A 19,406-nucleotide genomic window follows, 5' to 3' on the forward strand; every position below is an offset into this window, starting at 1 on the left:
CGAAATGCCGTGCCGACGCGGGACGGCATCAATGCGCCTGCTCGACATAGGCGGCGAGAATGGCGCGCTCCTCGCTGGTCATCTCGGTGACATTGCCCGGCGGCATCGCATTGGACCAGGCCGCGACACGCCCGATCAGGCGGATGTTGCGATGGATGTGCTCGGGCGCGTCAAGCAATATGCCTTTCGGCGCAGTGACGATGCCGGCCCAGACCGGCTCGGCCGCGTGGCACATGCTGCAGCGGGACATCACGATCTCCTCGACATTGGCGAGCGTCGGCTGTGCCGGCAGCGCGCTGATCTTGACGTCGCGCGGTCCGGCGGCGGAGAGGAAGAGGATCGCGATCACGCCGATTGCTGCGACGCCCCACACCCACCACGGCGATTTGCGCCCCGCATGCCGCGCGTTGAAGAAATGGCGGATCACGGGGCCGAGCGCCAGGATGATCGCGACGATGATCCAGTTGAAGCGCGTGGCGTAGAGCAGGGGATAGTGGTTGCTGATCATCAGCACGACCACGGGCAAGGTCAGATAGTTGTTGTGGACCGAGCGTTCCTTGCTGGCCTTGCCGAGCTTCGGGTCGGGCGCCTGTCCCGCGATCAGGCTGGCCACGATCTTCTTCTGGTTCGGGATGATCAGCGCGAAGACGTTGGCGACCATGATGGTGCCGATGATCGCCCCGATCTGGTTGAAGGCGCCACGACCGCTCAGCACATGGGTGAAGGCGTAGGTCAGCGCGACCAGGAACAAATAGCCGCCGATAGCGAAGGGCAGCTCGCGCTGCGCAAGCCCAGAGCGGCACGCGGCCTCATAAAGCAGCCATGCCAGAGCGAGGCTAAAGAAGCTGAACAGGCCGGCCTGGAATGGCGTGAGGTCGAGGATCGCCTTGTCGACCAGAAATAAATCGGCCTCGAGATAATACACCACCACCATCAGCGCGAAGCCGGACAGCCAGGTGGTGTAGGCCTCCCATTTGAACCAGGTCAGCTCGTCCGGCATCTGGCTCGGTGCGACCAGATATTTCATGATCCGGTAGAAGCCGCCGCCGTGGACCTGCCAGGCCTCGCCCTGCACGCCATCAGGCAGGTCGCTTTTGGGCCTGAGGCTGAGATCGAGGGCGATGAAATAGAAGGAACTGCCGATCCAGGCGATCGCGGCAACCACGTGCAGCCAGCGCAGCAGCAGGCTCGTCCATTCCGATATGACGGATCCCCACATGATCACCCCATCAGCCGCGACACCAATGCCGCAGCTTTGAACAACCGCCGGTCGCGCCCCGCCAATGTGTCGCACCGATCAGCCGCATTTTCCAGTACGATGGGCCGCGGCTGATGCCCATCGTACGGGCATGAGCTGACGTGGAATTCGGCAGGCGCATGACCTGCCGCAGAACGGTTGCGGGTTGTCGCATATTGACGTTTGAGACGTGCAGGCCGGGAGGGAGACGTGAAGAACAGACTATGGTTCGTTGCGCTGTCCGCGGGATTGCTGGTCGCGGCTGCGACCAGCGCACGAGGTGAGCCGGTGCTGCAGGGCAAGGACGCCTATGGCGACTGGCGGGCCGACAGGCCTGGCACGGTCAGGTTGATCCGGCCACAGGATCTGGTCAGGCCCGGCGCGACGCGGTCGGTTGCAAGCTCCGCGCGCGTGGTGCCGCGTCCGCCCGAGGCTGCGCTCCAGGTGCCGACTGGATTCAAGATCGAGCTGTTCGCCGAAGGCTTGCGCACGCCACGCGTCGTGCGGATCGCGCCGAATGGCGATGTCTTTGTCGCGGAGACGCGGGCCGGCAACATCCGCGTGCTGCGCGCGGGCGATGGCGGCAAGGTGACCAACGACGTGTTTGCCAGCGGACTGAGGCAGCCGTTCGGCATCGCCTTTTTTCCGAACGGCGACAACCCGCAATGGGTCTATGTCGCCAACACCGACGGCGTCGTTCGCTTTCCCTACCAGGCCGGCGATCTCAAGGCACGCGGCAAGGCGGAAACGATCGTGGCAAGCCTGCCGCATGATGGCGGCCATTCCACCCGCGACATCGTGTTCACGCCGGACAACAAGCGCATGCTGGTGTCGGTCGGCTCGCTCAGCAACGTCGCAGAGGGCATGGGCACGCCGCCGGGCGGGATGGAGGCGTGGTCAAAAGCGCAGCCGCTTGGCGCGGCCTGGGCCAGCGAGACCGAGCGCGCCGCCGTGCTGGTGTTCAATCCTGACGGCAAGGAGCGGAAGATCTACGCCACCGGACTCCGCAACTGCGTCGGCCTCGCGATCCAGCCGCAGACCGGTCTGCCCTGGTGCTCGACCAATGAGCGCGACGGCCTCGGCGACGATCTGGTGCCCGATTACGTGACCAGCGTGAAGGAGGGCGGTTTCTACGGCTGGCCCTGGTTCTACATCGGAGGCAACGAAGACCCGCGCCACGCCGGCGCGCGGCCGGACCTCAAGGACAAGGTGACGGTGCCGGATGTGCTGATCCAGCCGCACTCGGCCTCGCTCGGCATGACCTTCTACCTGGGCACGCAGTTTCCGCCCGAGTACCAGGGCGACGCCTTCGCCGCCCAGCATGGCTCCTGGAACAGATCAAAGCGCACCGGCTACAAGGTGATCCGCATCAAGATGAAGGGCGGCAAGCCGACCGGGGAGTACGAGGATTTCGTCACGGGGTTCGTGGTGAGCGATACCGAGGTGTGGGGACGGCCGGTCGGAGTGACCGTGGCGAAGGATGGATCGCTGCTGGTGTCGGAGGACGGCAATGGCACGATCTGGCGGGTGACGCGCGTGCCGCAATGACGCTGCACTCTCCCCTGGAGGGAGGGCCAGTCGCGCGCAGCGCGAGCGGGGTGGGGTGATCTCTCCACTCGGGCAGGGTTCGATGCGGAGAGACCGTCACCCCACCCCGCTACGCATTGCGCTGCGCTTCATGCGTGGCGACTGAACCTCCTCCGAATGAGTGGACATCTGTAGTAGGCTCATTGAGCCCGGAGGTGTCGAATGGAACGTCAACGTCGGTCATTTACCGAAGAGTACAAGCGCCAGGCCGTTGAGCTGGTGGTGTCGAGCGGTCGCTCGATCACGTCGGTAGGCAAGGAACTCGGGCTGCGCGACTCGGTGCTGCGGCGCTGGGTGGATAAGGCCGGGCAGCAGCCGGCATCGGCGGCGTGGCGCCCCACCACGCAGGCGACGCCGATGTCGGCGGACCAGGCTTCGGAGATCGCCCGGTTGCGCCAGGAGAACGAACGGCTGCGCATGGAGCGCGACATTTTAAAAAAGTCGATCGCGATCTTTGCCGGAACCCGGACATGAGCTTCCGCTTCATCGAGGACCATCGCGACGCCTATCCGGTACGATTAATGTGCGCCGTGCTCGAGGTCTCGCCGGCCGGCTATTACGCCTGGCGCGATCGCCCGGCGAGTCAGCGGACCAAATCCAATGCCACGCTGCTGGCTGCGATCCGGCAGGCCCATCACGACAGCAGCGGACGCTACGGCAGTCCCCGCGTCCATGCCGTGCTGCGGACGCAGGGCCGTGGCGCCAGCCGCGGCCGGATCGAGCGGATGATGCGCCGGCACGGTATCCGCGCCATCACGGCGCCGCCGCGCCGGGTGCGCACCACCGACAGCCGTCACGACCTGCCGATCGCCCCGAACCTGATCGCGCGCGACTTCACAGCGGAAGCCCCGAACCGCGTTTGGCTCGCCGATATCACCTACATCCCGACCGCGGAGGGCTGGCTGTATCTGGCGGCCGTCATGGATCTCTTCAGTCGAAAGATCGTCGGCTGGGCCATGCGGGATCACATGCAAGTCGAACTCGCATCCGCGGCGTTGACGATGGCCATCCAGCAGCAACGGCCGCAGGCCGGATTGATCCACCACTCCGATCGCGGCGTGCAGTATGCCTCACACGCCTATCGCGACGCTCTCACGGGCGCCGGCATCGTTGCATCGATGAGCCGCAAGGCCGATTGCTACGACAATGCCCCGATGGAGAGCTTCTTCCATACCCTGAAGACCGAGCTCGTTCACCATCGCGACTACCAGACCCGCGCCGAGGCCCAGCGCGATATCTTCGCCTTCATCGAGGGCTTCTACAACCGCACCCGGCTCCATTCCGCGATCGGATATATCGCCCCGATCGAGATGGAGCTAAAAGCCGCTTAAACCCCTCCACTTTTTCGGGGGAAGATCAGACCCTCCCCTCCAGGGGAGGGTAAGTGCAGCGTCTCTTTGGCACTCACCCCCGCCGCACGCTCGCCCCGCCATCCACCGGCAGCGTCACGCCCGTAATGAAGTTCGCTTCATCTGATGCCAGGAACAGCGCGGCATTGGCGACATCCCATCCGGTGCCCATCTTCTTGCGCAGCGGCACCTTGCTGTCGCGTTCGGCTTCGACTTCGGCGCGGGTCTTGTGCCATTCGCGGGCGCGGGTATCGACCGCCATCGGCGTGTTCATCAGGCCGGGCAGGATGACGTTGGCGCGGATGCCGTATTCGGCGTTCTGGTAGGCGAGCTGTTCGGTGAAGGCGATCATCGCCGACTTCGTCGCCTTGTAGGCGACATAAGGGTAGGTCGTGATCGCGGCCATCGAGGAGATGTTGATGATGGCGCCGCCTCTCTGCGCGCGCATGATCGGGATCACCTCTTTCGCGGCGAGAATGCAGCTCTTCAGGTTGATGGCGACGACGCGGTCGAATGCCTCTTCGGTCAGCTGCAGCAATTCGGCATCGCCGCCGGAGAGACTGACGCCAACATTGTTGTGCAGCACGTCGATCCGGCCCCAGCGCGATTGCGCGTCCGCGACCATCGCTTTGATGTCGGCGGCTTTGGTCACATCGGCCTTAAAGGCTGCGGCCGTGCCCTGCTCCGCGGTGATCATCGCAACCGTTTCCTGCGCCGATTCCAGCTGGTGATCGACGCACAAGACCTTGGCCCCCTCGCGCGCGAAGGTAAGCGCGGTGGCGCGGCCGTTGCCCATGCCCTCGCCGGGGCTCTGGCCGGCGCCGACGACGATCGCAACCTTGTCCTTCAAGCGCATCTCGGTTCACTCCCGGGGCTCGGTCTGTTCATTCAGTATTTTCGTGCAGATTAGCAATCGCCCCAATCGGAGAGAAGGGCGCGCCTCTGCGTTCATGTCATTGAGATCACGTGGAATTGCATGTTGCGCCCGGCCCATCGCGCATGGCTGACCCTTTGCGGTTCAGGAACCGTTTTCAGGCAATCGCGTTTGTTGCGGAGCCTTTCCCGCGCTAGGCTCTGTCCCGGGGCTTCCCAACCGCCAGTGGCTCGCCGATGAATCTGTTCGATCCGCAAGGGCCTGTGGCTGCGGCCAACAGCACCATCCTGGTCGATTCCGTCTTCATCATGCTCGTGATCGTGGTGCCGACCATCGTTGCGATCCTCGGCTTCGCGTTCTGGTTTCGCGCGTCCAATCCGAAAGCGCGTTTCCAGCCCGACTTCGTCTATTCCGGCCGCGTCGAGATGGTGGTGTGGGCGATCCCTGCGCTCACCGTCATCCTGCTCGGCGGCGTCGCCTGGATCGGCTCGCACCAGCTCGATCCCGCAGCGCCCGTGCCAGGCACCGGCAGCCCGGTGCGGATCCAGGCCGTCTCGCTCGACTGGAAATGGCTGTTCATCTATCCGGATCAGCGCATCGCCACGGTCAATACGCTGACCGTACCGGCGGGCGCCGAGCTGAATTTCCAGCTGACGTCGTCGAGCGTGATGAACACGTTCTTCATCCCGCAGCTCGGCAGCATGATCTACACCATGAACGGCATGGTGACGAAGCTGAACCTGCGCGCCGACAACGAGGGCAAGCTGCAGGGCCTGTCGGCGCATTTCTCCGGCGACGGCTTCCCCGACATGATGTTCGACGTCAACGTGATCTCGCCGCTCGCCTTTCCGGAGTGGGTGGCGACCACGGCGAAGACGGATGCCGTGCTGAATGCGGACAGTTACACAAAGCTGATGCAGCAAGGCATCGAGACGGGGCGGCCGGCCTATCGGCTCGAAGATCCGCGCCTGTTCGACCTGATCGCGACCCAGCACATTCCGCCGGGTCCTGGACCGGAGCTCGCATCCGAAGCGGGCCGGTCGCACAGTGGAGGCCACGATGCTCGGTAAGCTCGACTGGTCCGCCATTCCGTTCGATCAGCCGATTCCGCTTGTCGCGGGCGCTGTGGTGCTGGTCGCAATCCTGGGCGTGCTGGCCTGGGTCGTGATCAAGGGTCATCTGCCCTATCTCTGGCGCGAATGGATCACCAGCGTCGACCACAAGCGCATCGGGGTCATGTATGTGCTGCTGGCCTCGGTGATGCTGCTGCGCGGCGGCAGCGATGCCATCATGATGCGAATCCAGCAGGCCGTCGCCTACCAGTCGCAAGGCTATCTGCCGCCCGAGCACTACAACCAGATCTTTTCGGCGCACGGCACCATCATGATCTTCTTCGTGGCGATGCCGTTCGTGATCGGGCTGATGAACCTGATCGTGCCGCTCCAGCTCGGCGTGCGCGATGTCGCGTTCCCGACGCTCAATTCCGTCGGCTTCTGGCTGACCGCGACCGGCGCGCTGCTGGTCAATATCTCGCTCGTGGTCGGGGAATTCGCGCGCACCGGCTGGCTCGCCTTTCCGCCGCTCTCGGAATTGTCCTACTCGCCCGGCGTCGGCGTCGATTACTACGCCTGGTCGCTGCAGATCTCCGGCGTCGGCACCCTGGTCGCCGGCATCAATCTTGTCACCACCGTGCTGAAGCTGCGCACCAAAGGCATGAACTATCTGCGCATGCCGATGTTCTGCTGGACCACGCTGGCCTCGAATCTCCTCATCGTCGCGGCGTTCCCGATCCTCACCGCCACGCTGGCGATGCTGCTGCTCGACCGCTACCTCGGCTTCCACTTCTTCACCAACGAGGCCGGCGGCAACGTCATGATGTTCATGAATTTGATCTGGGCCTGGGGCCATCCCGAGGTCTACATCCTGGTGCTGCCGGCCTTCGGCATCTTCTCCGAGGTGGTCTCGACCTTCTCCGGCAAGGCACTGTTCGGCTATCGCTCGATGGTGCTGGCCACCATGGCGATCTGCGTCATCTCCTTCATGGTATGGCTGCATCATTTCTTCACGATGGGAGCGGGGCCCGACGTCAACGCCATCTTCGGCATCGCCAGCATGATCATCGCGGTGCCGACGGGGGTGAAGATCTACAATTGGCTGTTCACGATGTATGGCGGACGCATTCGCTTCGCGACGCCGATGCTGTGGGCGGTCGGCTTCATGGTGACGTTCATCGTCGGCGGATTGACGGGCGTCCTACTCGCGGTGCCGCCGGCCGATTTCATGCTTCACAACAGCATGTTCCTGGTGGCGCACTTCCACAACGTCATCATCGGCGGCGTGCTGTTCGGCGCTTTCGCCGGCTTCGAATATTGGTTTCCGAAAGCGTTCGGTTTCCGCCTCGACGAACGCTGGGGCAAGGCTGCATTCTGGTTTACCTTCCTCGGCTTCTTCATCACCTTCATGCCGCTCTATGTCGCCGGCATGCTCGGCATGACGCGCCGCATGCAGCACTACGATGTCGCGGTCTGGCGGCCGTGGATGCTGGTGGCGGCGGTCGGCATGGCGGTGCTGACGATCGGCGTGATCTGCCAGATCATGCAACTCGTCGTCAGCATCCGCAACCGGGAGGCCCTGCGCGACCGCACCGGCGATCCCTGGGACGGCCGTTCGCTGGAATGGGCGACCTCGTCGCCGCCGCCGGTGTTCAACTTCGCGTTCAATCCCGATGTGCGCGGCGAGGACGCCTATTGGGAGATGAAGGCCCATGCCAAGCAGCAACTGCTCGAGCACGAAGAGCCGGAATATCGGGACATCGAGATGCCCCGGAATTCGCCGACCGGCTTCGTCTGCGCGTTCTTCGCCACCATCATGGGCTTCGCGCTGATCTGGCACATCTGGTGGATGGTGATTTTGGGCGGCCTCGGCGCCTTCGCGACCTTCGTCCTGTTCGCCTGGCGCGATCATGACGAATACGTCATCCCGGCCGATCAGGTCGCCCGCATCGACCGCGTCAATCTGGAGGAACGGCGCAGGCTCGTCAGCATGGCGGGGGCCGTCTGATGTCGATGACCGCGACCGCTGGCCACGCCCATGCCGATCCCCATCACATCGGTGTCGTCATCGAGCATACCGGGCCCGCGCCGAAGCGGATCGTGACCGCCTACGGCTTCTGGATCTTCCTGCTCTCCGACATCGTGATGTTCTCCTGTTTCTTTGCTGCCTACGCCGTGCTGGCCGGCCAGACCGCCGGCGGCCCGAAGGGCTCCGAGATCTTCGACCAGAAGAACGTCGCGATCGAGACGGTCTGCCTGTTGCTGTCGAGCTTTACCTGCGGCATGGCCAGCATTGCCGCCGACGTGCGCAACCGGTTCTGGTTCTATCTCGGCATGGCCGTGACCTGCGTGCTCGGCCTCATATTCCTCACCATCGAGTTCCGCGAATTCGCCGACCTCGTCGCTCGTGGCTATGGCCCGTCGCGTAGCGCGTTCCTGACCGCGTTCTTCTCGCTGGTCGGATGCCATGGCCTCCACGTCTCGGCCGGCGTGTTGTGGCTGCTCACCATGATGGCGCAGGTGTTCGCCAAGGGCTTTCGTGCCGACATCCAGCGGCGGATGATGTGCTTTGCGCTGTTCTGGCACGCGCTCGACATCATCTGGGTCGCCGTGTTTTCCGTGGTCTACCTGCTTGGGAGTGCGCCATGAGCGATCAGACGCATGAGTTGGTCAAACACGACCTCGCGCCCGGCGAGGAAGAGCAACACAGTGTCGGCGTCCGCATCCTCGGTTACGTTGTCGGTCTTGTCTTGGCTCTGCTGCTCACGGCGACGTCGTTCTTCATCGCCGGCACCGATCTGGTCTGGCAGCCGTCCATCCCCGTGGCGCTGATCGTGCTCGCGATCGCACAGATGGGTGTGCACCTCGTGTTCTTCCTGCACATCACCACCGGCCCCGACAACACCAACAACGTGCTGGCGCTCGCCTTCGGGCTGCTGGTGGTCTTCCTGGTGGTCGGCGGCACCGTCTGGATCATGGCGCATCTGAATGCCAACATGCCGCCGATGGACCAGATCATGCAGATGCGGAGTTAGGACCCCGCCCAAAAAAGAAGAGCCGCTTGTGATGACAAGCGGCCCAAGTCTAGGGAGGAAACGCCCGAGCAAGGCAATCGGACCGAAATCGGATCGCTGCCAAGGAAACGCTCGCGCAAGGCGCTTGCGTAACCATACAAATGGCGCAACCCCCGATCGAGTTCAATTCCGGATCAATACGGTCTCGGACTACCACTCACGGATGTGTGAAGGAATTTTTCACTTCGGCCGACGGCAGTTGTAGGCTCTGCGGAAGCCGGCGGCCTGCGCGTCATCCTCCGAGCAGAACCAGCGGTCGGGCTTGGTGGTCGCCGGATAGCTCGGGCAGCCCCGCAAATGATAGATGCCGATATTGCCGGTGACGCGTGCGCGCACCGCGAGCTTGCCCTTGATGCTGCAACTCGGCGGCATCGTCAGCTCCTCCGGGAACAGCACGGCGCGGATCTCCTTGTCGCGGTCTGGGCGGCACGCGGCGCCGAGGAGCGCGCCGTCCTTCTTGCCGCCACGGAAATCTTGCGGTGCAACAAAGCAGCCCTTCCAGATCCCGACCGCCGCCGTCTTGGCTTCGGTGGCCGCCGGCTTGACGTTGGCCTTGATCGGCTCGCGCGCGAGGGCAAAGCCGAGCTTGATCAGCTGCTCGTTCAAGCTGGCCTTGTCCCCCTCGGCCGTGCAGATCGCGCGGTGCCGCTTGCCAAAACTCTTCTCCGGTCCGACGTCGTCACAGCGCACCGTCCGTTTGCCGATCAGCTTCGCCAGTTGGTCACGAGCCTCGATGCCGCAGGTCCAGGAATCGGCGTGATCGTCGATGCAGACCTGGTCCAGCTCGGGTGCGTCGACGCCGTCGAGCCGGTAGGTGACGTCGCCGAGCTGTATGGAGTTGCCGTCGCGGACCGTCGCGGCGGCAGTCAGCGCGGAGGCCGGCCCCGACGAGGCCAGAAATCCGGACAAGGCGAAAAACGAAACGAGCGCAAAAGCGCGGGCGGGGGCAAAGAAATTTCGGATGGACATACGATCTCGCTATCGATGGCTCGTGCGCCCTGTTCCTAGCATCCGGATGTGGCGATACCAATGGTCTGCGCCCTGCGAAGTGCGACATTCCGGCCTCGCGGCTTTACTCAGCCATTGCTCTGATCCTATCGTTCGCGGGCCTTGCGGACTGCAGAGGCCGAATCGCCCGGAAGCCGCGAGGGGGAGGATAAGGTTGCAATGAAAGACCCCGTGGACGTCCTGATCGTCGGCGCTGGCGCTTCGGGCGCGGCGGTGGCGTGGTCGCTGGCCGAGACCAAGATGCACATTCTCTGCCTTGAGCAGGGCGGCTGGATGAATCCGGCGGAATATCCCAGCACAGGCCGCGACTGGGAGGCCAAGTTCTACGGCGAATGGTCGTCGAGCCCCAACGTTCGCGGCCGGCCCGAGGACTACCCGATCAATGACGACCATTCGCCGATCAAGGTCGTCAACTACAACGCGGTGGGCGGCTCGACGGTGATGTACACCGCGCACTGGCCGCGGCTGCATCCGTCTGATTTCAAGGTGAAGACGCTCGACGGCGTCGCCGACGACTGGCCGATCGACTACGACGCGCTGACTCCGTTCTTCGAGGAGAACGACCGGATGATGGGCACGTCGGGCCTGTCAGGCGATCCGCTTTCGCCGCTGACGCATCCGCCGATGCCGCAGCAGCCGCTCGGATTGTCAGGCGCTATCATCGCCAAGGCCATGAACAGGCGCGGCTGGCACTGGTGGCCGTCCGACACGACGGTCGCGACCATGGATTACGAGGGCCGCGCGCGCTGCATCAATCTCGGCCATTGCACGCCGGCCTGCGCGCAAGGCGCAAAGTCTTCCACCGACATCACCTATTGGCCGCATGCTATCCGCGCCGGCGTCGAGCTGCGCACCCATTGCCGGGTGCGTGAGATCACCACCGACGAGAACGGCATGGCCTCGGGTGTGGTCTATTACGACAAGGACGGCGTCGAGCAGTTTCAGCCCGCGCACGTCGTCATCATCGCCTGCAACGGCGTCGGCACGCCGCGACTGCTGCTGAACTCGGCCTCGGGGCGCTTCCCGAACGGCCTTGCCAATTCGTCCGGCCTCGTCGGCAAGAACCTGATGTTCCATCCCTATGCGCAGATCTACGGCTATGTGAAGGAGCCGACGGATTCCAACCGCGCGCCGCCGACGTGCCTGTGGAGCAAGCAATGGTATGACACGGACCTGTCGCGCGGCTTCGTGCGCGGCTACGGCGTGCAATTCGTGCGCGGGGCAGGGCCGGTGTTCGAGGCCGTCGTCAGCGAGCAGAAGGGCATTTTGCCCTGGGGCGCCGATCACCATCGTGTCTTCCGCAAGCTCAATGGCCATCGGCTGGGTTTCTCCGCGATCTGCGAGGACCTGCCGGAAGAGCACAATCGCGTCACGCTCGATCCTGTGCTGAAGGACAGTCACGGCATTCCCGCGCCGAAGATCGACTATACGATCAGCGAGAACAGCCGGAAGATGATGGAGCATGCGCTGGCCCGCGGCCGCGAGGTTCTCGAAACGGCGGGGGCGGCCGACATCTGCATCAATTCGCCGATTCCGTGGGGCGGCTGGCACCTGCTCGGCACCGCGCGGATGGGCACTGATCCCGAACGCTCGGTCGTCAACGAATGGGGCCGTTCGCACGACGTGAAGAACCTCTTCATCGTCGACGGCAGCATCTTCGTGACCTCGGGTGGGGTGAACCCGACGTCCACCATCCAGGCCCTCGCGCTCTACATCGCCGATCAGATGAAGCAGCGCCTCGCCAATTTGTTCGACTAAGGCGCGTGATGGATGCACCGAACCCGCCACGAACTCGCTCCACCTATCCCGCGTGCGGGAGAGGTCGACGCGCTCGAAGAGCGCGGCGGGTGAGGGCTCTTTCCTCTGGAAGCGTCTCTTTGCGGAGACACCCTCTCCCCAACCCTCCCCCGCAAGCGGGGGAGGGAGCGCACCGTCACCTTAGCCGCAACGTTCCGACGCGAGGCCCCAATGACTGATCAGCTCACCCTCACGCCTCGGCAGCGCAAGGACTTGCGCACGATCGCCGCGATGATCATTCCGGCGAGCGAGGAATACCGCGTCCCGGGCGCCGATGACGACATCATCCAGGCCGACATGCTGGCAACGCTCGGCCGCGACACCAAGCTGGTGGTGGCGGCGCTAGATCATCTGGCGCGGCTCGCGGGGATGCCGCTTGCTGATCTCGAGCCTGCCGCGCGCGATGGTGTTGCGCAGCAGTTCCGCAGCTCTGGCGGCGTCGCCGCCGCAACGCTCGTTCGCGTCGTGCTGCAATGCTACTACCGCGACGACCGCGTGCTGGGCTCGCTCGGGCTCGAGCTGCGCGCGCCATTCCCCAAAGGCCATGTGCTCCCGGATGGGGACTGGTCGCTGCTCGATCCGGTCAAGGCAAGAGGCGGCTCGCTGAGGCGGGCACCCTAGCAGCCCAGCCCTGCGCCCCGGCTGGGCCACTTGCGCTGGAGGGAACAGGCCACCATCTGTGTGAGCCTCAAGGACTCTTGCCATGTTGGACTTCACCTCAGATATCGCCGGTGACGCATCGTCATCGCGAACGACGGCGTCTGCCCCGGCCGATGACCGGGCCTTGCTGGACGCCTATTCCAATGCCGTGATCGACGTGACCGATCGCGTCGGCCCGGCGGTCGTGCGGGTCGAGACCGGGCCGAAAGTGCCGAACGGCCGCGAGCGCGGTGGGCTCGGCTCGGGCATCGTGATCTCGCCGGACGGACTCGTCCTCACCAACAGCCATGTGGTCGGCTCCTCCAAGGAGATCCGGCTGCGCGACGTCGAGGGCCATGTCGGCGATGCCCAGGTGCTCGGCGTCGATCCCGACACTGACCTTGCGCTGCTGCGCGCCAATGGCGTGCGCCATTTGCCCTATGCTGCGCTGGGCAATTCCAAGAACCTGCGGCGCGGTCAACTCGTGATCGCGATCGGCAATCCGCTCGGCTTCGAATCGACCGTGACCGCTGGCGTGGTCTCGGCGCTCGGCCGCTCGATCCGTTCGGTCAGCGGGCGCACCATCGAGGACGTGATCCAGACCGATGCCGCGCTCAACCCGGGCAATTCCGGCGGCCCGCTGGTGTCCTCGAATGCCGAGGTGATCGGCATCAACACCGCTATCATCAACGGTGCGCAAGGCATCTGCTTTGCGGTCGCCAGCAACACCGCGCAATTCGTGCTGTCGGAGATCATCCGCCACGGTTACGTCCGCCGCGCCTATATCGGCGTTGCCGGGCAAACCGCGCCGGTCCCGCGGCGGCATGCCGTGCTGGCCGGTGTCGAGAACAAGATGGGCGCGCTCTTGATGCAGATCGAGCCGGACGGCCCGGCCGCGAAAGCGGGCCTGTTGCCCGGCGATGTCGTCGTCAGGCTCGACGGTGTCGAGATCAACGGCGTCGACGACCTGATCCGCGTGCTCGACCGCGACCGCATCGGCCGGCGGCTGGCCATGGACGTATTGCGGCTCGGACGCCTGCGGGCGATCGACATCGACCCGGTCGAGCGCAAGAAGGCGCGCTAGCTGCGGGCCGGCGAGCGAGGTATGACGGGGTCATGCCTCGCTCCCGGAACCTTGCCGCATGATGCCGGCACATGAGACCTACGATGTCGTTGTCATCGGCGCCGGTGCCGGCGGCATGACGGCGGCGGCCGTTGCGGCCGCCGAAGGGCTGCGTGTGCTGGTGATCGAGAAGACCGCCTTCGTCGGCGGCACCACCGCATGGTCCGGCGGCATGGTCTGGATCCCCGCCAATCCCAAGATGAAGGAGGCGGGGCTGTCCGACAGCGTCGCGGACGCCGTGCAGTATCTGTCGAGCACGGTGCCCGAGCCGGCCAATGCCGGCCTGCGCGCCGCCTTCCTCGCGCGCGGACCGGAAGCTATCGCCTATCTCGAAGCCAACACCGAATTGCGGCTCCGGCCGGTGAAAGCCTATCCGGACTATTATCCGGAGCGGCTGGGTGCGACGTCCGGCGGCCGCGTGCTGGAGCCGGTGGCGTTCGACGGCACGCGGCTTGGCAAGGCTTTTGCGCGCTTACGGCCGCCGCTGCCGGAATTCACGCTGTTCGGCGGGATGATGGTCAACGGTCTCGACATTTCGCATCTGCGCCAGGTCGGAAAATCACTGCGATCGACGTTACGCACAGCGCGGCTGGTTTCAGCGTATGCGTGGCAGCGCTTGCGCGCGCCGCGCGGCACCACGTTGCATCTCGGCAATGCGCTCGCCGCGCGGCTGTATGCCTCGCTTCTGGCGCGGCGGGTCGAAATCCTCTTCAGCGCCGATGTCGAGGATTTGTCGATGCAAGGCGATCGCGTGGCCGGTGTGGTGATCCGACACGGCGCCCGCGATCGCCTGATCGCGGCGCGCCGCGGCGTGGTGCTCGCGACCGGCGGCCTCTCGCACGATGCGCGCTTGCGCAAACGGTTCTTCCCGGCCGCTGCCGGTTTTGTTTCGGCCACCAACCCATCAGGGACAGGCGACGGGCTTCGGCTTGCGGCTGCTGCCGGTGCCGCGCTCAACACGGACGCGACCAGCCCGGCCTATTGGGTGCCGGCCTCGTTGTTCCGCCGTGCCGACGGCAGCCGTGGCGTCTTCCCGCACACGGTGACCGATCGCGCCAAGCCCGGTGTGATCGCCGTCAACGCCGCAGGCCGGCGCTTCGTCAACGAGGCGCTGTCCTACCACGAATTCGTGCTCGCCATGCTGCGCGACGGCAATGGCGAGCCGGACCGGCCGTTTTACCTCATCTGCGACCGCGAGTTCCTGTGGAGCTACGGTCTCGGCCGTATCAAGCCGTTCACGCGCAATTATCGGCGCTATGTGGCGAGCGGCGAGTTGATCGAGGCGCCTGACGTTGCGCAGCTCGCGGCGAAGATCGACATCAAACCGTCTACGCTCGCGGCGACGATCGCGGCCTACAATGCCGGTGCGAAAGAGGGCCGCGATCCCGAATTCGGCCGCGGCAGCACCATCTACCAGCGTCATCTCGGCGATGCCGCTCACAAGCCAAATCCTTGCGTCGCGCCAATTATCCGCGCGCCATTCCTCGCGATGCGCATCCATCCGGCCGATCTCGGCACCGCGATCGGAATGAAGGTCGATGCGCAGGCGCGCGTGCTGCGCGCGGATGGCACGCCGATCGCCGGCCTCTATGCCTGCGGCAACGACATGGCCTCGATCATGAACGGCAACTGTCCGGGCCCGGGCATCACGCTGGGGCCAGCGCTGACGTTCGGGTACATCGCGGGGCGGCATCTGGCGGAGGGTGGTGTAGCGTCGATCGCATCAAGCGTTGCCACGACGTCGGTCTAGCCATCCCCACCGCAGTCATGCTCCGCGAAGGCGGGGCATCCAGTACGCCGCGGCTTATGGGCTTAATCACAACTGTCTCGGAGTACTGGATCGCCCGGTCAAGCCTGGCGATGACACCGAGTGCGTGGCGAGCGCATTCCACAATCTCGTCATTGCGAGCGTAGCGAAGCAATCCAGGCTACCTCTGCGGAAAGACTCTGGATTGCTTCGTCGCATCAGCGCAAAATTGCTACGCAATTTTGTCGCGAGCTCCTCGCAATGACGTGTGGAGAGAGCGTCGCGCCTCTCGCCGCTACTCCGCAGCCGCCGCAAAGCGGCTGTTCTCCAGTTCCGCCTCCAGCCGTGCTGTCTCGGCCGCCGCCTGCTTGATGTTGGCTTCCTTGACGTGACCGAAGCCGCGGATCGTCTCCGGCACGCGCGCAAGCTGTGCCAGCAGCGGGATCTGCTCGGCCTTCAGTCTCGCAATCCGCTGATTGATCATGCCGAGATAATTCTCGATCAGCTTGCGCTCTGTCTTGCGCTCCTCGGTGCGGCCGAACGGATCGAACGCGGTTCCGCGCAGGAATTTGAGCCTCGCGAGAACGCGGAAAGCGTGGATCATCCAGCCGCCGAACTCCTGCTTCTGGAGGCGGCCCGTCGCGTTATCGCGCTTCGCAAAGATCGGTGGCGCCAAGTGGTATTTCAGCGTGAAGTCGCCGTCGAACTTTTCCGACACCTTCTTGGCAAAGCTGCCGTCAGTGTAGAGCCGCGCGACCTCATACTCGTCCTTGTAGGACATCAGCTTGAACAGGTTCTTTGCGACGGCCTCTGTCAGTTCCGTGGAGCCCGGCGAGGCCGCGCTCTCCGCCTTGCGCACCTTGGCGACAGCTGCGAGGTAGCGTTCGGCATAGGCCTTGTCCTGATAGCCGGTCAGGAACTCGGCGCGGGTCGCGATCACGTCGTCGAGTGACTTCGTCGGCGCGGCCGCTCTGTTCTTGAACTGGAGCACGCTGCGCACCCGCGACATGTCGTGGGCGGCGAGGCGGCCCCAGGTGAAGGCGAGCTTGTTCATCTCGATCGCGGCGCCGTTGATCTCGATGGCGCGGAGCAGGGCCTCCAGCGACAGCGGGATCGCGCCCTTCTGGAAGGCGAAGCCGAGCATGAAGGGATTGGTCGCGATGCTATCGCCCATCAGCGCGGCGGCAATGCCTGTAGCGTCGATGATGTCGAGGTTCTTGTCGCCGATCGCGTCGCGCAGCACGGTCTGCATCGCGCCCAACTCGAAATCGAGATCGGGGTTTTGCACGAAGCTCGCGGTCGGCTGCAGGTCGGCGTTGATATAAGCCCTGGTCACGCCGCGCTCGGCGCGGCTCAGCGCAGTGGGACCGGCTGAGACGATCATGTCGCAGCCGAGGATGACGTCGGCGCCGCCGGTGGTGATGCGGACGGCGGAGATGTCTTCCGGCTTCGGCGCGATGCGGACATGGCTCATCACGGCGCCGTTTTTCTGCGACAGGCCGGTGAAGTCGAGCGCCGAGCAGCCGCGACCATCGACATGAGCGGCCATGCCGAGCAGCGCGCCGATGGTGATGACGCCGGTGCCACCGATGCCGGTGACGAGGATGTTGTAGGGACCGTCCAGCTCGCGCGCCGGCGGTAGCGGCAGGTCGGCGAACAGCTGGCCGGAATCGACCGCTGACGTCTTCACGCGCTTCAGGCTGCCGCCATGCACGGTGACAAAACTCGGGCAAAAGCCTTCGACGCAGGAAAAGTCCTTGTTGCAGTTCGACTGGTCGATCTGACGCTTGCGGCCGAACTCGGTCTCCAGCGGCTGCACCGAGACGCAGTTGGACGCCTGAGAGCAATCGCCGCAGCCTTCGCAGACGAGCTCGTTGATGAAAGCGCGTTTGGCGGGATCGGGATAGAGCCCGCGCTTGCGGCGGCGGCGCTTTTCGGCGGCGCAGGTCTGGTCGTAGATGATGACCGTGAGACCCTTGATGTCGCGCAGCTCGCGCTGCACGGCGTCGAGCTCGCGGCGGTGATGGATGGTCGCGCCGTGCGGGAAGTAATTTCCTTGCGGATATTTGCTCGGATCGTCCGAGACGATCGCAAGACGCTTGACGCCTTCGGCCCAGACCTGATGCGCGATTTGCGCGACGTTGAAGCTGCCTTCGGCCGGTTGGCCGCCGGTCATGGCGACGGCGTCATTGTAGAGGATCTTGTAGGTGATGTTGATGCCGGCGGCGGAAGCGGCGCGGAGCGCAAGAAGACCAGAATGAGTATAGGTGCCGTCGCCGAGGTTCTGGAAAATGTGCTTCTCGGTGGTGAAGGGCGATTGCCCGATCCAGTTCACACCTTCGGCGCCCATATGCGAGATCAGATCGGTGCGGCGCGTCGGCATGCTCAGGGCCATGCCGTGGCAGCCGATGCCGGCCATGGCGCGGCTTCCTTCGGGCACGCGCGTCGAGGAGTTGTGCGGGCAGCCCGAGCAGAAGAACGGCGTGCGCGCGAGCTTGATTGGCGCGCTGGTGGTGACAGGCTTGTCGAACGCCTCGAGCCGCGCCAGGCGCTGCTCCAGCACCGGGCTGTGGTGGCCGAGCTTACGTAAGCGCGCCACCAGCGCAGAGGCGACGATGGTCGGCGTCAGCTCGCCCTCGCTCGGCAGCAGCGGTGCACCGCGCTCGTCGCGCTTGCCCGTGACGGTCGGGCGCCTGGACGCATCGATGTTGTAGAGGATGCGCATGAGCTGGTCTTCGATGAAGCCGCGCTTCTCCTCGACCACGAGGACCTCCTGAAGGCCCTCGGCGAAACGCTTGGCGCCGCTTTCCTCCAGCGGCCAGGTCATCGCGACCTTGTAGATGCGCAGGCCGAGATCCTGCGCGTCCTTGTCGGTGATCCCCAAGTCGGCGAGCGCCTGGCGCAGGTCGAGATAGGCCTTGCCGGTGGCGACGATGCCGAGCCGCGCGGGCTTGGAATCGAGCACGATGCGGTCGAGCTGGTTGGCGCGGGCGAAAGCCTGCACCGCTTCCATTTTCGGGCCGAACAGGCGCTTCTCGGCGTCCAGCGGTGGATCCGGCCAGCGGATGTTGAGGCCGCCGGGCGGCATCTCGAAATCGTCGGGGAGCACGATCTTGATGCGTTCGGGATCGCTGTAGATCGATGCCGAACTCTCCACGGTCTCGCTGATCGCCTTGAAGCCGACCCAGCAGCCGGAGAAGCGCGACAACGCAAAGCCGTAGAGGCCGAGGTCGAGATAATCCTGGAGCGTGGCGGGATTGATCACGGGGATCAGCGCCGCGGCGAACACCTGCTCGCTCTGATGCGCCAGCGTCGAGGACTGGCAGCCGTGGTCGTCGCCGGCCAGCGCCAGCACGCCGCCATTGAGCGAGGTGCCCGCTGCGTTGGCGTGCTTGAGCGCATCGACCGAGCGATCGACGCCCGGCCCCTTGCCGTACCAGATGCCGAACACGCCATCGACCTTGGCGCCGGGAAACAGGCCGACCTGCTGGCTGCCCCAGACGGCGGTCGCGGCCAGATCCTCGTTCAGGCCGGGGACGAAGGCTATGTCATGCTGCTGGAGGAAAGACTTCGCGCGCCACAGCGCGTGGTCGTACATGCCGAGTGGGGAACCGCGATAACCCGAGATGAAGCCGCCGGTGTTGAGGCCCTGGAGCCGGTCGCGTTCGCGCTGCAACATCGGCAAGCGGACCAGGGCCTGGGTGCCGGACAGGAAGATCCGCTTCGATTCGAGCCGGTATTTATCGTCCAGCTCGACCTGCATCAGCGTCATTTCGGAAGTCCTCGGCTCTCGTTCGGGTGTGGGGTTTGCGCTGCGGGAAGGATTGCGGCGGCGCGACGCGAATTGTGACAGTCAAAAGCATGCACGGGCGAAGTCAATATCGCTGGCCGCATCCGTGGCGCTCCTGCTAGTCATGGC

The 19,406-nt window shown here is 64.8% G+C and carries 14 protein-coding genes; 10 read left to right on the forward strand and 4 right to left on the reverse strand.

The genetic code is table 11. The features are described from left to right. Positions 1–28: 28 nt before the first annotated feature. Positions 29–1,219, reverse strand: coding sequence for a urate hydroxylase PuuD (locus tag LRP30_RS11455; RefSeq protein WP_249760369.1), 1,191 nt, complete (start codon positions 1,217–1,219; stop codon positions 29–31). A gap of 228 nt (positions 1,220–1,447) precedes the next feature. Here LRP30_RS11455 and LRP30_RS11460 point away from each other — a divergent pair, with 228 nt between their 5' ends. Further along, a complete protein-coding gene (locus LRP30_RS11460; RefSeq protein ID WP_249760370.1) occupies positions 1,448–2,785 on the forward strand; it encodes a sorbosone dehydrogenase family protein in 1,338 nt (445 codons plus the stop codon). A gap of 201 nt (positions 2,786–2,986) precedes the next feature. Next, a protein-coding gene (locus tag LRP30_RS11465; RefSeq protein ID WP_249757655.1) for an IS3 family transposase occupies positions 2,987–4,155 on the forward strand; the annotation gives its coding sequence in 2 pieces (ribosomal slippage) (positions 2,987–3,275 and positions 3,275–4,155; 1,170 coding nt in all). 73 nt (positions 4,156–4,228) lie between these two features. On the opposite strand, the gene LRP30_RS11470 is transcribed toward LRP30_RS11465, so the two are convergent. Further along, positions 4,229–5,029 carry an SDR family NAD(P)-dependent oxidoreductase gene (locus LRP30_RS11470; RefSeq protein WP_091893725.1) on the reverse strand — a complete coding sequence of 267 codons (801 nt, stop codon included), beginning with the start codon at positions 5,027–5,029 and terminating at the stop codon, positions 4,229–4,231. Between the two features lie 254 nt (positions 5,030–5,283). On the opposite strand from LRP30_RS11470, the gene LRP30_RS11475 reads away from it, so the two are divergent. The 4 genes from LRP30_RS11475 to cyoD are packed head-to-tail and all read left to right on the forward strand — an operon-like array spanning position 5,284 to position 9,134. Then, positions 5,284–6,117, forward strand: coding sequence for a cytochrome ubiquinol oxidase subunit II (locus LRP30_RS11475; RefSeq protein ID WP_249760371.1), 834 nt, complete (start codon positions 5,284–5,286; stop codon positions 6,115–6,117). Continuing rightward, positions 6,107–8,107, forward strand: a complete 2,001-nt coding sequence (gene cyoB / locus LRP30_RS11480) for a cytochrome o ubiquinol oxidase subunit I (RefSeq protein ID WP_249760372.1) — start codon at positions 6,107–6,109, stop codon at positions 8,105–8,107. The genes LRP30_RS11475 and cyoB overlap by 11 nt, the downstream gene beginning before the upstream one ends. Beyond that, on the forward strand, positions 8,107–8,748 hold the full coding sequence (locus tag LRP30_RS11485; protein ID WP_128944015.1) for a cytochrome (ubi)quinol oxidase subunit III: 642 nt from the start codon (positions 8,107–8,109) through the stop codon (positions 8,746–8,748). The genes cyoB and LRP30_RS11485 overlap by 1 nt, the downstream gene beginning before the upstream one ends. Continuing rightward, positions 8,745–9,134 (forward strand): cytochrome o ubiquinol oxidase subunit IV, encoded by a 390-nt coding sequence (gene cyoD / locus LRP30_RS11490; RefSeq protein WP_128935249.1) that lies wholly within the window; start codon positions 8,745–8,747, stop codon positions 9,132–9,134. The genes LRP30_RS11485 and cyoD overlap by 4 nt, the downstream gene beginning before the upstream one ends. Before the next feature lie 219 nt (positions 9,135–9,353). Here cyoD and LRP30_RS11495 read toward each other — a convergent pair whose 3' ends face one another. Next, complete coding sequence (locus LRP30_RS11495) at positions 9,354–10,142, reverse strand: thermonuclease family protein (RefSeq protein ID WP_249760373.1); 789 nt, start codon at positions 10,140–10,142, stop codon at positions 9,354–9,356. 198 nt (positions 10,143–10,340) lie between these two features. On the opposite strand from LRP30_RS11495, the gene LRP30_RS11500 reads away from it, so the two are divergent. From LRP30_RS11500 to LRP30_RS11515, 4 genes are all read left to right on the forward strand, one after another. Next, positions 10,341–11,939, forward strand: a complete 1,599-nt coding sequence (locus LRP30_RS11500) for a GMC family oxidoreductase (protein WP_249760374.1) — start codon at positions 10,341–10,343, stop codon at positions 11,937–11,939. A 210-nt stretch (positions 11,940–12,149) separates the two neighbouring features. Next, positions 12,150–12,599 carry a hypothetical protein gene (locus LRP30_RS11505; RefSeq protein WP_128935246.1) on the forward strand — a complete coding sequence of 150 codons (450 nt, stop codon included), beginning with the start codon at positions 12,150–12,152 and terminating at the stop codon, positions 12,597–12,599. Between the two features lie 82 nt (positions 12,600–12,681). Further along, positions 12,682–13,701 (forward strand): trypsin-like peptidase domain-containing protein, encoded by a 1,020-nt coding sequence (locus tag LRP30_RS11510; RefSeq protein WP_128935245.1) that lies wholly within the window; start codon positions 12,682–12,684, stop codon positions 13,699–13,701. Between the two features lie 58 nt (positions 13,702–13,759). Beyond that, on the forward strand, positions 13,760–15,490 hold the full coding sequence (locus LRP30_RS11515; RefSeq protein ID WP_249760375.1) for an FAD-dependent oxidoreductase: 1,731 nt from the start codon (positions 13,760–13,762) through the stop codon (positions 15,488–15,490). A 292-nt stretch (positions 15,491–15,782) separates the two neighbouring features. On the opposite strand, the gene LRP30_RS11520 is transcribed toward LRP30_RS11515, so the two are convergent. Beyond that, the gene (locus LRP30_RS11520; RefSeq protein ID WP_249760376.1) at positions 15,783–19,259 is read right to left on the reverse strand and encodes an indolepyruvate ferredoxin oxidoreductase family protein; all 3,477 of its coding nucleotides are present in this window, start codon (positions 19,257–19,259) and stop codon (positions 15,783–15,785) included. Between the last annotated feature and the right edge of the window lie 147 nt (positions 19,260–19,406).

Origin of the sequence: Bradyrhizobium sp. C-145, from assembly GCF_023375135.1 — a bacterium.
GTDB classification, from domain to species: Bacteria; Pseudomonadota; Alphaproteobacteria; order Rhizobiales; family Xanthobacteraceae; genus Bradyrhizobium; species Bradyrhizobium zhanjiangense.

Coding starts and splice junctions, on each gene's coding strand:
- LRP30_RS11500 (WP_249760374.1), top strand. CDS start 10,341: ATGAAAGACCCCGTGGACGTCCTGATCGTCGGCGCTGGCGCTTCGGGC.
- LRP30_RS11515 (WP_249760375.1), top strand. CDS start 13,760: ATGATGCCGGCACATGAGACCTACGATGTCGTTGTCATCGGCGCCGGT.
- LRP30_RS11470 (WP_091893725.1), bottom strand. CDS start 5,029: ATGCGCTTGAAGGACAAGGTTGCGATCGTCGTCGGCGCCGGCCAGAGC.
- LRP30_RS11485 (WP_128944015.1), top strand. CDS start 8,107: ATGTCGATGACCGCGACCGCTGGCCACGCCCATGCCGATCCCCATCAC.
- LRP30_RS11495 (WP_249760373.1), bottom strand. CDS start 10,142: ATGTCCATCCGAAATTTCTTTGCCCCCGCCCGCGCTTTTGCGCTCGTT.
- cyoD (WP_128935249.1), top strand. CDS start 8,745: ATGAGCGATCAGACGCATGAGTTGGTCAAACACGACCTCGCGCCCGGC.
- LRP30_RS11455 (WP_249760369.1), bottom strand. CDS start 1,219: ATGTGGGGATCCGTCATATCGGAATGGACGAGCCTGCTGCTGCGCTGG.
- cyoB (WP_249760372.1), top strand. CDS start 6,107: ATGCTCGGTAAGCTCGACTGGTCCGCCATTCCGTTCGATCAGCCGATT.
- LRP30_RS11510 (WP_128935245.1), top strand. CDS start 12,682: ATGTTGGACTTCACCTCAGATATCGCCGGTGACGCATCGTCATCGCGA.
- LRP30_RS11475 (WP_249760371.1), top strand. CDS start 5,284: ATGAATCTGTTCGATCCGCAAGGGCCTGTGGCTGCGGCCAACAGCACC.
- LRP30_RS11520 (WP_249760376.1), bottom strand. CDS start 19,259: ATGACGCTGATGCAGGTCGAGCTGGACGATAAATACCGGCTCGAATCG.
- LRP30_RS11505 (WP_128935246.1), top strand. CDS start 12,150: ATGACTGATCAGCTCACCCTCACGCCTCGGCAGCGCAAGGACTTGCGC.